Here is a 16,403-nt window from a genome sequence, read left to right on the forward strand (position 1 = left end):
ATGGGTTACTGGCATATTCCCGACGAGCTCGCCTGGGTCGGTTGGGTGGCGGGTGCGCAGATCACGCACATCGATCCCAATGACCTGGACGGGATCTCGGATGTGCTGCGTGAGGTCGGTCGGGAGATCCTCGAGCACGCCATCGGCGAGGCCGATACCGCCAGCCAATCCGTCCGCGTGTCCTACCCGCAGGGCAGTGGCGGCGAGAAGATATTCGACTCGCTCCAGAGCGTAATCCACGGCCAAGACCCGAAGCACGGCTCCATCGAGCTGATGGGCAAGTCCTTCGATCAGCTGGCCACTGCGGTCGACGACTTCACCGGCGAGGTCCACGGCAACCATTTGAGCGCGCTCTTCGCGCTCGGCTGGCTGGTGATCGAGTTGGCCTGGGCGCTGGCCGCGGGCCCGGCCGCGCCCGCCGTCGAGGCCGGTGCGATCGCTGCCACCCGTGCCGCCTTCCGGGTGATCGGCGAGATTCTGGAGAGCGCGATCGCCCGAATCATCGGTCAGCGCTTCCTGTCCGAGGCGGCGCGCACCGTCATCGCAAAAGTCGTCTACGAGATGCTTCAGGAGGGCTTTGTCGAGGTCGTCCAGAGCACCATCGAGGAAGCCGCTATCCACAACATCCTCAAGGCAGAGGGCCTGAAGTCGCAGCCCTTCGATTGGGGCGGCTACCTGAAGAACGTGGGTGTCTCGTTCGCGGCGGGTGCGGCGGGCGGCGGCGCCGGTTATGGCATGGGCCATATTCCGGCGCTCAACCGGATGATGACGAGCGACAACCGGTGGACCCGCGCCATGGGCGGTGGGCTGGTCGGTATCGGCGCGGGTGTGGTCGGTGCGACGGCCGCAGGCCTGCTGACCGGCCAGTGGACTCCGGAGTCGTTCGTCGGTGGCGGCCTGTCGGGCGCGATTCCCTCCGGTGCGTCGAGTTTCCGGGGAAATCGGCAGTACGCGGGTGCGCCCAACGTCGGCGGCGGGAACTTCAACGGCGGAAACTTCAACGTGACCCCGCCGGACGGCACCGCGCCGCCGGGCGAGCCGACCAACGGGACCGATCCCTCCAATCCCACTGGTGCCGCGGACAATTCGGGCGCGGGCAACCAGAACGGTGCCGGAAATCAGAATGGCGGCGGGAACCAGAACGGTGCCGGGGACAACAGCCCGGGCACGAACACAGCCAGTGCAGGCAATACCTCCGCACCGCCGGCCGGGCAGGACACGAACACGCCGCGGGCCGAGGCCGCCGACTCGGGCGCGGGCAACCAGCAGCAGACCGGCGCCGGACCGCAGGCGGGTCAGCAGGCGGGTCAACAGAGCTCGGAATCCGGTGCGAGCGACAGCAATTCATCGAATTCCGGTGGGAACCAGAGCAATTCGGCTCCCCAGGCGGGCGATTCGAGTTCGGCCGCCGACAATCCCAGCTCGCGGGTGTCGGATCCGGCTGCTGGAGAGGGTGTTTCGGACCCGGGTGCGAGTGTTTCGGATCCCGGTGCGGGGGCCGCGCAGGTCGACCCGGTCGCCGATCCGGGCGCGGTCAACAACATCGTCGCCGGTTCACCGCTGGCCGACACCCAAATCGGCACTGGCACAGGTATTTCGGGCGATCCCAACTCGAGCCTGAACACCGGCTCGAACACTGCCACCAACGGGGCCGGAACAACGGCGCCGGGAGCGGCCGCGCCGGGGTCGACGGCCCCCGGTGCGGGCACGTCGGCGCCGGGAGCGTCCACGAGCACGGGTGCGTCCAGTGTCGCGCCGGGCAGCTCGTCGTCCGCCCCGGGGTCCACCTCCACGTCTACGACCACGGGCCAGTCGAGCACCGCCACCGGCCAGCCGGGCGCCGGGCGGCCGTCGACGCCCAACCTGCCCGGTATGCCCCGCGCCGGGGACACCTCCGTCGCCGGTTTCAACGACGGCACTTCCGACGTCGCCCCGAGCGCCGACGCCGAGTCGACACCCGCGTCGCGCGCGGGCTCGTCCGCTCAGGCCGCAACCCCCGGCGCCGCCCCGGCCGGTCCGGTGCAAACGCAGATTTCGGATACCGAAGCGCCGCAACGGAATACCACCGTCGATTCGGATTCGGAGAGCGACGCCGACAGCCAGGTGCAGGTCACGCCGGAGGGCGGCCCGCAGGTGCAGGCGCGGACCGACAGCACCCTGGATCCGGCGACACAAAACGACACCGACGGGAATGCGCCCGCGCGTCCCCGCAGCGATCAGGACCTGGCGGCGCGGTCGGACAGCGACCAGAATGCGCCCGCGCATCCCGACACCGACGATGCGCCCGCGCGGCTGGACAGCGACGAGGATCCGGCGGCGCATCCGGATGTCGACGAGGATTCCGCGCTGGTTCTGCCGCCTCCGCCGCCCACCCTGGCAGCCCCGGCTCCGGCACGCCCCAGCATTGATCCGGACACCAGCACGGACCCCGACACGGGCACGGGCCCCGACACGGATACCGACAACGATTCGGAGCAGGCCGCCGCCATCCTCGACAGCATGGAGGGCAAGCCGAAGCCCGCCGATTTCCAGCTCGGCCCCAAGGCCACACGGGCCGAGGCGGATGCTTTGGCGCGCAAGAACTCCGAGCGGTGGAACTCGATCACGCCGGAGCAGCGGGAGGTCCTGCTCCGAGTGCATCCGGCCACCTTCGGCAACAATGCGCCGGGCATCCCCGCGCCGGATGTCGATATCGCCAACCGGATACAGATCGACCGGGAGTCGCAGAGCCTGATCGCCCGCAGCCGGTTGACCGAAGCCCAACAGGCGCGAATGGAGAGTCTGCTGGCCGAGCAACAGCGGGCGGCGACCGCCTTGGCGCAGGCGAAAGCCGAGCAGCCGCGGGCGCGGACACAGGTGGATCCGGACAGCAGGCCGGCGGAGAGGGCGGCGGCACGCCGTCAAGCCGCCCGAGAACGAGCCGAAGCCAAACGGCGGATCAACGAGGCTCGCACCGAGGCCGCGAAGACGGTCAAGCGCGTCAAGAACGAGCTCCAGAGTCTGATTCGGCAGAGCAAGCTGGACTCCGCCTCGCACAAGCAGCTGGTGAACCTGCTGCGTACTCGAGAGGCGATCGCCATGGCGGAAGGGGTGGCCCGAACCGTCGCGCCGAATACGCCGGTGTACGTCATGGCCTTCGACTCCACCGCGTTCAACGGCAGCGGCCGTGCGGCCATCGCCATGGGCGACGTCGACACCGCGACCCAGTTGTCCTGGCACGTCCCGGGCCGGGACGCGTCGCTGGCCAATATCGGCAGCACCGTGAACGAGATGGCCAGCCAGTATCAGGCGACCTCCGGTCGACTACGTGCGGGCGAGTCGGCGGCGTCGATCGCGTGGGTCGGTTATGGCACGCCGAACAAGGGCCAGTCCATGACCACCTGGCATGCCCGTCAGGGTGGCAAGCTGCTCGCCCGGGATCTGGCCGCCTTCCGCGCGACTCGAGCAGTGCTCAACGAGGGGCGGGTGGCGCAGGGGCAACCCGAGATCGCGGTCTCGAGCAAGATCATCGCGCGCGGCTACGGCGTCGACGTCGTCGAATCGTCCGGCCACAAGGGGCGTCTGAAGCGCCTGGTCGACGATGTCGTGCTCGTCGGTTTCTCCGGCGAGGAAGACCAGCCCTTGATCCGGAAGAAGCACTTCGGCGACGACGTCCGTGTGCATATCCAGGATCGCGCCAACGGTCTGTTCCACCAGTTCAACGCCCCGGAGGCCACCGGCCCGAAGCCGCCGGACAACGGCGTGCCGGTCGACCGCATGTACCGGCTGGAGAACATCGCCGCAGGCACCACCGAATTCCAAGCGCCCGACAACGAGTCGTTCCTGGACACCGATCGGCCCCCGTTGCGGGAGAACGGGTGTTCCGAGCAGGCGCTGTACCGGGCGCGCCAGCGTACCGGTAACCCGGACATCACCGTGCCGACCGATGTCGGCACGGACGGTGTATCCATGCGCCGGCTCGAAGAGCACGCCGATTCCCAGGCGACCGAGGTCAAGGTCGGCAAGCGCAAGTCGCCGCACAAGGCGATCGCCGAGGCGCTGGGCTTCATGAAGGAAAAGGCGACGGTCATCGTCGTCGACCAGAACCAAACGGTCGATGAGCATGGTGTCGGTTCGCACGCGTACGTCATGTACTACGACGCCGCGACCGGCAAGATCATGGTCGACGACCCGTACAAGTATCCGGACGGCCCGGTCGAGTTCGACCCCGGCAATCTGCCGGACGCGAAGAAGACCTGGGTCATGGTCTACGACGCGAACGGCAACTCCGTGCGCCCGCTCGCGGTGCGCCCGCTCGCGGTGGGCGCCGCCACCCAGGGCCACGACGATGACGATCGGAACCTGCCGCGGGTCGGCGACGATCAGGGCCGGCGGGATCCGATGCGCGACCTCCGGCGCTTCTTGGACGAACAGCGGCAGCAGGAGGAGCAGCGCAGGCGCGACGAAGAGCGCGGCGCCAACCAGCCTGCGCCGGAACCGGATTCGCAGCAGAACCCCGACCCCGAGGCTCAGCCCACGCCGGACCCGGATTCGCAGCAGAACCCCGACCCCGAGGCTCAGCCCACGCCGGACCCGGATACGCAGCAGAACCCCGATCCTGGTGCTCGGTCCGATCCGGATTCGCCGGAGACTTCAGACCCTGGTGCGCAGCCTGATCCGGAGGCGCAGCAAACTCTGGACCCGGGTGCTCAGCCTGATCCGCAGGCGCAGCAGACTCCGGACCCAGGTGCGCAGCCCGATCCGGAGGCCCAGCAGGCTCCGGACCCTGGTGCGCAACCCGACCCCGAGGCGCAGCAGACTCCGGACCCCGAAGCCGAATCGGCGTCCGGTCCGCAGCCGAGCCCGGCTCGCCAGGCGACGCCGACGGGCGACCTGTCCCCGCTGACCGACGCCGACCGCGACCGCTTGACCCGCCTCTCGCAGGCGCTCGGCCTCGGCGACGCGCTGGCGAGCTTCGCGGACCCGCGCCGGATCCTCGCGGATCTGGCGCAAATGGCTTGGGCGCGTAGATTCCTCGACCCGACCCCGGTCACCGGGCGCATGAACGAGCTCATGGGCCCGGCCGATTTCGCTCCGTTGAGCATCGACGAGCAGCATCTGGGCGAGCGGTACTGGAACTACTCGCCGGATCCGAGCGACCCGGATTTCGAGCTGCGGCGCGACGAAGCCCACGCCCTGCCGGTTGTCGATCCCGATACCCCGGCGCCCGCGATGCCGATCGCCGTGCCCGACGCGATCGCACCCGCGCTGGGGCCTGCGCCTGCCCGGCCCGATTCCCGCGCCCCGCATCCGCTCGCGCCGGAGTCGGCTCAGGCGCAGCTGCTGCGTCAGCTGCGCCTGAGCGCCGACCAGGTGACCCAGGAGAATCTCGCGGAAACCATCGCGGAGCAGCGGTATCGGACCATGCTGCGGGCGGGCGCGGTCGAGTCGCTCGCGGACGCCAAGGCCCGGCTGGATGCCGCCGTCGACCCGAACCAGCAGGCGGATCTCACCAAGATCGTCAACCAGTGGGCAGATCTGCTCCAGCTCTCGGAAAGCGACCTGGCTGAAGGACAGGTCGATACAACGCTGGAGCGGCTGCGCGACAACGTGCTGGCCCGCGCCGTCGCCCTGAACGATCTGGCCGATGTCGCCCAAGCGGTGCACGTGGTCGAGGGCCGGGCCACCCAGGTGGCGGAGGGCGAGACCCGCCGGTACACGGTGGTGGTGGACGGTCAGCGGGTGCCGGTGCAGCTGACCGCCGACGGTTCCGGAGGGTGGCGGGTGCGGCCTGCCGAGCCGCTGGCTCCGCCGCCGGTGCCGGGGCCGGACTCGTCGAGCGACCCCGACGCGCAACCGCAGAGCCGGTGGAAGCGGGCGATGAAGTTCCTGCGCACCCATCTCGGCAGCCACGGCACCGGCCGCCCGATCCAGTACGCGCTCGGTTCGGGGAACAACAGCGATCTCTACAACGCGTTCGGCGCGGAGATCGAGTTGCTGTCCGGTGACGCGGCGGCCGATGTCAGTGGGCTCGACTGGGATCCGGCGTTCTTCGCGTTGCAGGCGTCGAAGCTGTGGAAGGGCCGCGAGACGTTCTGGGCCCTGGCCACCGGCAACTACTCGGCCAGTCCCCGGATCGGTGATCCGCAGGCACCGGATCCGGTTGCGCCCGACGAGCGCGCCGGTATCGATGAGGACGTGGTGCCGCCGGTTCCGGACGCGGAACCGCAAGGCCCGGCGCCCGATCCCGATCTGGCGCGCCGAGGCGCGGAACTCGGCGACGCCATCGCCGCCCGCAATGCCGCCGGTATCGCGCTCTACGAGGGCGCGGACGCGCTTTCGCTGTCGCTCGCCGACCTCAGCCCCGACGCGGTCCGCACCGCGGTCGGTGAGGCGAACTACCGAGCGATGCGGCAGGCCGCGGCGGCCGCGGCGTACGCGCAGGCGGCCACGCGGTTCCACAACGAGAACGAGCGCCTGCGCTATCTGCCGACCAACGACATGCGTCCCGATCCGCTCGAGCGTTATATGCGCGAGCAGTCCATTGCGGCCGGCCTGCCCGGTGCGGACTCCGAAGCCAACGGCGTCAACAACAATCCGACGCGGCTGAAGCTCTGGTGGGATCCGGAGGGCAACCCGAGCGCGGAGGCCCGCGAGGCGTTCCGGGAGGCGATGCAGCGCGAACAGGTGCGCGCCGAACTGGGCACCTGGGCCAACCTGCTCGATGTCGATCCGGCCAAGCACAGCCCGGCCGATATCGCCCGTGCGCTGACCGCGCTGCACGACCGTGCTGCCGAATTGGCGCGAGAGGCAGCTGAATTCGCGCAACTGGCGGCCGCCTACACCGATGCCGACACCGAGTTCGCGCAAATCGCCGAGGAGATGGCGGGCGCGGCGGGGCACCGGTGGTTGCTCGACCAGGGCGGCGACCTGCTCGATCCGGACAATGTGCCGGGTATCGGCCTGTTGGACGGCAATCCGCAGCGCCTGGTGGTGATCAACGACGGCGGCGATCACGACCAGCAGCTGGCCAACGCGCTCGCCGACCCGCGCAATACCGATATCGCGCAGATGCTGACCCAGGGCGAGCTGGAGCTCGAGTACCGGGTCGCCTGGGCCGACCGCACCGGCGTCATCCATGTGGCCGAGGTGGACGCGCCGCAGGTCCGGCATTTCTCCGGTGCTGTGGATGGTCGCGGGCTCGAGCTCACCATGGTCCGCGACAACGACGACAGCCCATGGCGCGTCATCCCCAGCGAAAGTGCGCTCACGCTGCCGGACAACGGGATTCCGGTGCCCGACCCCGCCACGCTGTCGACCGCGGAGCTGGCGGCCCGCGTCGAGGACGCCGCGGCCCGGCAGGGTGTGCAGCTGGCCGATCTGGCCGGGGACCGCGTCGAGGACACCCTCGACGCGGCGCGCGCCGCGAACCGGTTGCGCGCGGTGCGGATCGAGGCCATGGCCGATCTGGCCCGCCTGCACGCGAATGTGGCCCGCTTCAACGCCTTCGAACGGGCGCTGCACGAAGCCGAGGTGAACCGGTCCGAGCTGCGCGGGCGCCCGCTCGACGCGCTCGAGGAGCTGAAGCAGCGGCATCCCGAACGGGCGGCGAAGCTCGACGCGCTGGCCAGGCTGCTGAGCCAGGACCCCGACCTGGTCGATTTCGATCCGAACCTCTACGACGCGCAGGATCAGCTGCGGCCCGGCGGCCTGCCGATGCATCACGGCGACACTCACGACCAGGTGGGGTTGCTCGTCGACGATCTGGCGGACTTCCTGGCGCTCGCCCGGCACGGCCAGACGCTGCCCGGCGAGGTACCCGGCATACCGGACCCGGACGCCGACTGGCTGCACCTGCTGGGCGTCGATCTGGACACCGCCACCCCGGCCGAGCTGGAGTCGATCTACCGGAACTTCCGGGCGGGCCGGCTCGACGCGGCCGCGCTGCGCACGCCGGAGCAGATTGCCGAGGTGCTGGCGGAACTGCGGGCCGATGTCCGCCAGGACGCCACCGATCTCGCCGCCTTGGCCGCGCTGGCCGAGACGTACTACCGCCTGCCCACCGGCGGCACCCCCATCAACCACTGTGTGCCAAGGGCTTTCGACCAGCTGGCCGTGCGACACCCGAACGTGCTCGGCGGGTTCGCCGTCGATCCCGGCCGGATCAGCGGCGTGCCGTGGGCTGAGCTGTCGGACCACTTCGGCGCCGCGCAGCCCGAGCCGTTCCTGCCGGGGGAGGAGGGCGGCGCACATGCCCGCCTGCTGACCACCTTGCGCGCGCAGGGCCAGGGCGCCTCGGCAGTGGTGATCGACCAGCGGACCACCGTCGACGACTACGGTGTCGGCGGCCACGCCTACACCGTGACCTACCTGGGCCGCGACGTCTTCGACGTGGACGGCCAGCGGGTTTTGCTCACCGATATCGATGACAACGGCCAGGAGCAGCTGTTCGACCTCGGCCCCCATGGCGGCACCGATCCACTGTCGCTGGCCGAATTGACCGGTGGCACACCGGCGGAGACCGCCGCCACTTGGGCGAGCATCTTCCAGAACGACGCGCATGTCGCGGGTCTCGGCGATGAGGGTCCGATGCCGGACGCCGACCTGCGTGTCGGCCAGGATCCGCCCGCGCCGCGCCGGCCCGAGGACCCGGTGCATCAGGCGTCGCGGTTCTTCGACGAAACACCCAGTCTGCGTACGGAACCGGAATCCGGGGCCGAGCCTTCTGCCGCGCACCTGGCCTACGCACAAGCCCTGGCCGAGCGCCTCGGTCTCGCGGAAACCCTCGGGGCACTGCCGGATCCGCAGTCCGCGCTCCAGGACATGTCCCAGATGGCGCTGGCCCGCCGCTTCCTGGACGCCTCGCCGGACGGCCTGGCCGACCAGCACATGCTGTTCCCGACGAACTTCGACACGCTCACCGCGGACGAGCAGTTCCCCGGGGAGCACTACTGGCGCTACCCGTCCGATCCGTCCGACGCCGAGTTCCTCGCCCAGCGCGACGCGGCCGAGGCGTTCCAGCGGTCGATCGGACAGCCGCCGGAAACCCAACCGGCGCCGCCGATTCCGCTCGCGGACCCGGATGCCGTCGCGGGGCCGCTTGTATCGTCGCCGGACCCGTCCGACCCGGCGCGTCCGCTCACCATGGCGCAGGCCCAGCAGTCGCTCGCCGACCAGCTCGAGCTCACCATCGAGCAGCGGGATCCGGCGAATCTCGCGACCACCGTCGCGGAGCAGCGGTATCGAATCCTGTTGCGCGCTGGCGCGATCGAAGCGCTGGCAACCGCCCTGGGGCGCCGTGACCTCGCGCTGGACCCGCAGCAGCGGACCGAGATCGACAAGATCATCGAGGTCTGGGCCGACCTGCTCGCGATACCGAACAACGGCCTGGCGCCGGCGAACCTGACCGAGACCCTGGAGCGGCTGCGGTCGGAAACGCTGGCCCGCGCGCTGGCGGTCGCGGATCTGGCCGACGTCACCCAGGTGCTGCAAGCGGGCCGGACACCGGGCGGCCCGGTGCGGATCGACCTGGAGGTCGGCGGCGAACGAATCCCGGTTCAGCTGACACCGGACGGTTCCGGCGGCTGGCGGGTCGAAAGGGCCACCCGCCTGGCCGCACCGGAGGTGCCCACCGCCGCGATCGTCAAGGCGCCGGAGGCCGCCCCGGGTGTGCTCCGGACGCTGCGGGACCTGCCGGGTGTGGTCAACCCGCAGCATCCGCCGTCGGAGCTCGTGTCGGCGGGCCAGTCGTTCACGGTGCAGAATTTCGGTCAGCTGGCCGACAGCGAGTTCTGGGGGAACTTCGAGGCCAATCCCGCGTTGACCGCACGCGAGGTGGTCAACCTCAAGCGCAACTGGCCGAAGATCAAGGCATTCCTGCTCAGTCAGGTCACCTCCGCGGAATCGCACGGGCCCGTCTCGCGCACCGGCGATGTCTACGACTACGCCCGCGAGGACGCCGACCCGCAGAAGGTCAGCGAGAGCGAGGCCGAACTCCGCCGTCTCGGGCTGGCCGACCGCTTCCTCGCGGGACCACCGGTGCCGCAGGCCGGTTCGGTGTCGACCACGGGGCGCGCAGCGGACCGCACGCTGGAGCCGCCGGTCCCCGCCGACGCCGAGCACACCCCTTCGGTGCCGGCCCACGACGATCTCGCCGAATGGGGCCAGGAGGTCGCGCAGGCCGCGCAGGAGCTGGACGCGCAGGCGCGGGCGCTGCTGGCGCTGGCGGGCCCGCTCGGCATCGAACTGCCGGATCTGAGCTCGGAATCGGTGCGTGCCGCCGTCGCGCAGGCGCGGTATCTGCTGACTCGCGAGGGTGTTTCGACGAAGGCGTTCGAGGCCGCGCTCGCCCGATACGACGCCGAGAACGCGGATATCCCGTTCCGGACCGATATCGATCTGTCGCATCTACTGCCTGCCGCGGTCGTCAACCGCCCGAGCCCGCTGGAGCGGTACGCGGCCGAGGTCGCCGCGGCGACGAGTGGACGCACCGGCACCCTGCGCTGGACGGGCGTCAACAACAACATGCAGGGCGGGCGCATGTGGTGGGATCTGTCGCACCGCGATACCCCGGAGGGCCGCAGGTTCTTCGAGGAGGCGCTGCGCCGCCACCACATCCGCACCGAGCTGGACCAGCGCGCGCACCTCCTCGGAGTCGACCCCGAGAACCCGAATGTGCTGGCGGAGCTGCAGACGCGGCTCACCGACCTGCAGGACGCCGTCACCGCCTTCCAGCGGCAGGCGCAGCAGTTCCTCGACGCCGACGACAATTTCGGCCAGTACGCCGAGGTGATGGCGAATATCGCGGGCAGCGAATGGATCCGGGTCAGCGGCGGGTTCCTGATCGATCCGGTCAACCATCCGGGCATCGGGCTGGTCGGGTCCCCGATGAAGCTCGTCGTCATCGACAACGCCATGAATCATGATGCGGCACTCGCGAAGGCGCTCGCCGATCCGGCGAATTCCGAGCTGGTGGAGCTGATCGACAACGGCAGTCTCGAGGTCGAGTACCGCGTGGCCTGGCCGCGTGAGGTCGGCGGTACCTGGCGGGTGGCCACCGCGGCGGTGGATTCGCCTGCGGTACGCCATATCTCGGAAGACTTCGACGGCCGGAACCTAACCGTCACCATGGTGCGCTACGAGGGCGGCCCCTGGCAGACGGTCACCGATCCGGCGCAGGCGGAGCCGAGTGGCCCGGCGTTGGATCTGTCCCGGATGTCGCGCGGCGAAATCGAGTCCGCCATCACGGAATTGGTGGGCCGCCTGCCGATCGGCCGCGTCGATCTGACCCCGAGCCAGATCGACGCCACCCTGGAGCGGCTGCGTTTCGACAACGAGGTGCGCGCCGCCCAGATCGAGGCGCTGGTGGAGTACGCACGCACCCTGCACGCCCTCGACGCCTACCACCAGCTCGACACCGCGCTGAACAAGCTGGAGCTGAGCCGGGCCGACCTGGCGACCCACCCCAAGGCAACGCTGGAGGCGCTGAAGACCGCGAAACCCAAGCTGGCCAAGGAGATCGACGCGCTCCTGGCGAAGCTGGAAGCCGACCCGGAACTGTTCGCCCGGGATCCGCGGGTGGCCGACGACATCGCCCCGATCAACCTGGCCGACGCCCCCGCGCACCTGGCCTCGCTCATCGCGGACGTCGATGTTCTGCTCGTGCAGCTGCAACTGGCCGGTCCGACCACTGTGCCGGGAGTGCCGGTGCCGGACCAGGATTGGGTGCGCCTGCACGGCGCCGACATCTACAACACCACCAACGCGCAGTACAAGGCGGCCTTCGGCAAGTTCAAGACCGAGAAGTTCGCCGACCTGTTCGTCCGCGACCCCGGCACATTGACCGCGCTGCAGCAGCAGCTGCGCGCCGAGGTCCACCAGACCGCCGCCGAGATCGAGGCCCTGTCCGCGTTGGTGACCTACTACACCAGCGAGATCGATCCCGTCGGTCCCGCCGCGATCAACACCTGTGTCTCCGATTCGCTCAGCCGTGTCCTTGCCGACCAGGGCAATATCGTCGATGTCCCGATCCCCCTGCCGAACAACCTTTCCGGCCGCGACTGGCAGGACGTGCAGCCGATGCTGCGCGGGGCCCAGCCGGGCGCGTTCGACAACAGCGACGCGCGCAGCCACCTGAAACTGATTCAGGCGCTGCGCGAGCAGGGCGGCCCCGGCGCGATCGCCTGGGTGCTGGACGAGCGCTGGACCCCCGACGCGCACGGTGTCGGCGCGCACTCCTACACCGTGAAGTACTTGGGCGGCAATCAGTTCGAGATCGACGGCCGCCGCGTGACCTACGACGAGATCGGCTCCAAGCGCAGCAACCTGGAATGGTTCGTCGCCCCGGACGGCACCCGGGTCTCGCTGGCCGATCTCACCGGCGGTAGCCGCTATGAAACCAAAGCCACCTGGGCCGTGGCCTGGAAAGCCGGTCGGCAGGTGGCGAACTTCGGCGACCTCGACGCCGCACTGCCCGCCGCCGATCTCGCCATCGGCCAGACGCCGGACCCGAACGCCCCGGTTCCCGCGCATCGGCAGCCACCGGCCAACGCGCCGCCGAGCCCGGCGGCCGAGGTGGCTCGGTTGCGTGCCGAGATGGCCGCCGCGGTGGCCGGCGAAGCCGACCTGCGCGCCGAGATCGCGGATCTGCGGCAGCAGGCCATGGCCGCGCAGAACGCCGGCGATCGTGAGCTGGCCAGTAGCTTGGCGACCGACATCGAGCAGCGCGTTGCGGCAACCGGTGCGGCGGAGGCCGCGCGCGCCGCGGCGGTCGAGGTGTGGCAGACCTCGATCACGCAGCAGGGCAGCGACCTGCAAGCCCGCATCGACGCGCTCGAAGCGCAGCTGGCCGCTCACCTGGGCGGCGGCACCGAGATCGCGCAGTTCCGCTCCGATATCGACCTCGTGGACAACCTCGAGGCCGCGTTCCAGCTGCGGGACCGCGTCGAGACCGCCGAGCAGGTCCAGCGGACGCTGGAAGCGCAGATCGAACGCGGAAAGGCGTTGCAGGACAAGCTGCGCGCGGGCATCCGGCTGCTCGAAGCCGACACGGTCGACACCCCGGAGGCGGAAGCGGCCCGGAACCAGGATCTGGCCGCCGCCCGCGCCAAACTCCGGCAGGCGACGCACGCACTCAGCGAGGTGGAGAGCTCGCTGGAACTGCTGCGACAGAAGCTGCCGCCGGGTGATCTGACCCTGCTGAAGTCCGCGCTGACGACGGAGATCATCTCCGCCACCAATGCGCGGGCCGCGCTCGCCCAGGTCTTCCAGATCGGCGATACGGACCACCTGAACCCGCGGTACCCGGGACCGCGGGAACCGGGGGCCGAGCTGGTGCAGCAGTTGCGCGAGGTTGCCAAGCAGCTGAAAGACGCGGAAGCGCAACGGAGCGAGCTCGCCGAGCGGCAGGCCGCGCTGGACGCGATGAACGACCTCGGCCTGCTGCCGATCTCGGAGCGGGTCGGCGTGCGGCCGGCCGCGCAGCCTACGGGACTATTCGGGGACAGCGAGATCGTGGTCGTCGGCACGGACACCGACGTCAACCACTACCGGCAGGCGCTGCAAGCGACGCTGTCGGCGCGGACCGACCTGAATCTGCTGCTGGGCATGGCGAAGTCGGACACCACGCCGCTGACCGTGCGGTTCACCCAGGTACAGCTCGACGCGCAGGGCCACTACCAGAGCACCGTGGATCTGCCGTCCACCGATGCCGAACCGACCCAGCGCGCGGGCGCCTGGGAGCCGGGCAAGCACCCGCGTAAGTGGGAGAAGGAGAAGTGGACCGACCCGCAGCCGCCGTTCCTGTTCAAGGTGTCGATGGTGCCGACCTTCGACAAGATCATGGCGGGGTTGCACGAATTCGGACCGGGTGAGGTTCCGGCATTCCTGTTCCCGCAGAACTTGCCGTTCTCGAAGACGATCTACAACGTGCCCGAGGGCGTGAACGCCTGGACCTCCGATCTCGGCCTCAACCTGTTCCACCTGCGCATCCTGGCGCTGGGCATCATGGACCGGATCCCGGGCCATACATGGACGAAGAATCTGATCCAGAACCGGCCCTGGATCGGCAAGTTCGTCCTGTCGGCCACCCGGTGGCTGCCCGCCAACACCGCGCACGGCAAGTCGATCGAGCTGCCGCTCTCCGCCGACTTCGCCACCAGGCATCCGGCGTTGGCCTGGGCCATGGCCGATGTGGCGCAATGGATTCCGGCGGTGCGCAACGGGCGCTGGATCCAGCTGATTCCGATGGTGCGCGGCACCCGCACCTATGGCTGGCTCGATACCAGCCAGCCCGATCCGCAGGCGCTGCACAACCCGGAACTGGCGACGCCGCAACTGAATTCGGAACAGGCGCGGTTGGACGGTGCGCACACGCTGCCCTACACCGGCGAGAGCGTCGAGATTCCGGAGACGCTGCGGCAGCGCTGGGCCGACAACGAAGCCGAACGGGCCGAGCTGCGGGAGCGGACCGAGGCCGCCTACGAGGGTTTCGAGCACAACCGGGTCTTCGAGGCCGACAGCAACCTGGCACAGATCGCCGACCGTGCCCTCGCCGATCCGGATCGTTACTCCGGCGGCGACCCGAAGCGCTGGGTGCGCGGCAAGGGCAATGCCTGGGTGCGCGACCCCGACGGTTCGACCATGGCCAAGCACGGCGACGGCTCGACCTGGCTCAAAGACCATGCGGGCAACCTGCGTTCCCGCGACGACGTCATCGAGACACTGCGCCAGGTGCGCGACTACCTGCTGCGCAACACCGAGATCCCGCAGAACATCGACATCGCCGCCATGTGGCAGCGGTTGCTGTCCAACCAGGCGGTGCGTGAGGACATCGTCGGGATCGAGGCCGCGCTCGCCTCGATCGAGTTCATCGCCCAGCACCAGGGCGCTTCTGCGCAGCAGGCGACGGCGGCGGCGAAAGCCGCTGGCTACGACTGGGATCAGCGCCCGCGCCATCCGCGCAAGCGCACCCTGTGGCAGCGCCTGACCGGTGCGCGCCCGACACCGCTCGGGTTCACCTCCGAGATCGACCCGATGGCCAACGATCCGGCGCGCACCCGCCGGTTCGGCAGCACGCTGTACTACGGCGTGCAGGGGCTCGGCCATATCCGAGATCAGGTGTCCGCCATCATGTCCGGCTGGCCGGCCGCGAAGGTCGAGACGGCACTGGACGAGGTGACCGATCTCGTCGCCTTGGCGACCCAGTCCCACCACGGTGATCACGGCATCGCCCGCGGCGGCGTGCACGTCTCGGCGCGGGTGACCGGCGAACCCGGCCTTGGCGTGCTCGAGGTGACGATCGTCTCCGACGGCGACGGCACCCTCGGCCCGCAGCGCTACCTGCTCGACGAGCACGACAACAACTGCGTGCAGCTGGCGGGCGAGCACGTCAACGCCGCCCAGGGCGGTGTCGTCACCGATGCGGATCTGCTGGAACCCTCGACGCTGGCCGGTGTGCGGTTCGGTGACCTGGTCCCGGCGCTCAACGGCGCGCCACTCCAGGGTTTCGCCACCACCGCCCAGACCAGCGGCCACGCCCGCCTGGTCCAGGGCCTGATCAACGCGGGCCCCGGCACCACCGCCTACGTCATCGAACAGCGCGGCACCCCGGACCGGCACGGCGCCATCGGCCACGCCATGTCGTTGCACTACGTCGGCGAGGAAAACGGCAGGCACGTCTTCGAACTCAACGGCGAGCGGGTCACGCTGAACCGGGTCGAGAACGGCCGCGAATACTTCGACGCCCCGGTGGCGGCCCTGCCCAGCGGACGGCCCCAGCAGATCTCCCTGGCCGATCTCGCGGGCGGCACCCGCGAGGGCACGGTCGCCCTGTGGGCCACCGCCTACCAGAACCAGCAGGCGATCGTCCTGGACACCGGCGACGTCAACGCGCCCCAGCCCGGCGACGACGTCTACATCGGCTCGAATCCGGCCGACCGATCCGGTGATTCGCGGGACGCGGAGCAGTCCGACACCGAGCAGGACAGCGACGAGGCTACGGCTGAACCCGAGCAGCAGGCGCCACCGGAGGGGTGGATTCTGTCCTCGGAGATGCCCCGTACCGCGATAACGGTGACGCGTGAGCTGATGATCGAGGGACAGTCGGCGGTGCTGGCGGATCCGAGCCGGGCGCGGGAAATCATCGCCGAGATCGGCGAGCGGTTCCTGGTGTCGAACGCGCCGGAGAAGGTGCACGGGCCGGAGCGACTCATCCAGGACATCTTCCCACCGCAAGAGCTTGCGTACCTGCGGTATTCGCTGGAGCGGTCGATCGCCTCCGGGGTGCTGCAATACAAGCTGACCCAGACCGCGTTGCAGCAGATGATGGCGCATCCGGAGCGAATCGCCGTCGCGGTGCGTGGCGACTACACGACCACCGAGCCGGACTACTACGCCTCCACCCTGCGCGAGGACTACGTGATGGT

The 16,403-nt window shown here is 69.8% G+C and carries 1 protein-coding gene (only partly in view); it reads left to right on the forward strand.

Features of this window, described 5'->3' with window-relative positions:
* Window positions 1–16,403 carry the 5' portion of a sigma factor-like helix-turn-helix DNA-binding protein gene (locus tag AC3EO7_RS05600; RefSeq protein ID WP_435590600.1) on the forward strand. The gene runs 36,640 nt beyond the window's last position, so only the first 16,403 of its 53,043 coding nucleotides appear in the window; its start codon is at window positions 1–3; the stop codon falls past the right edge of the window.

This window comes from Nocardia sp. bgisy118, from assembly GCF_057708605.1.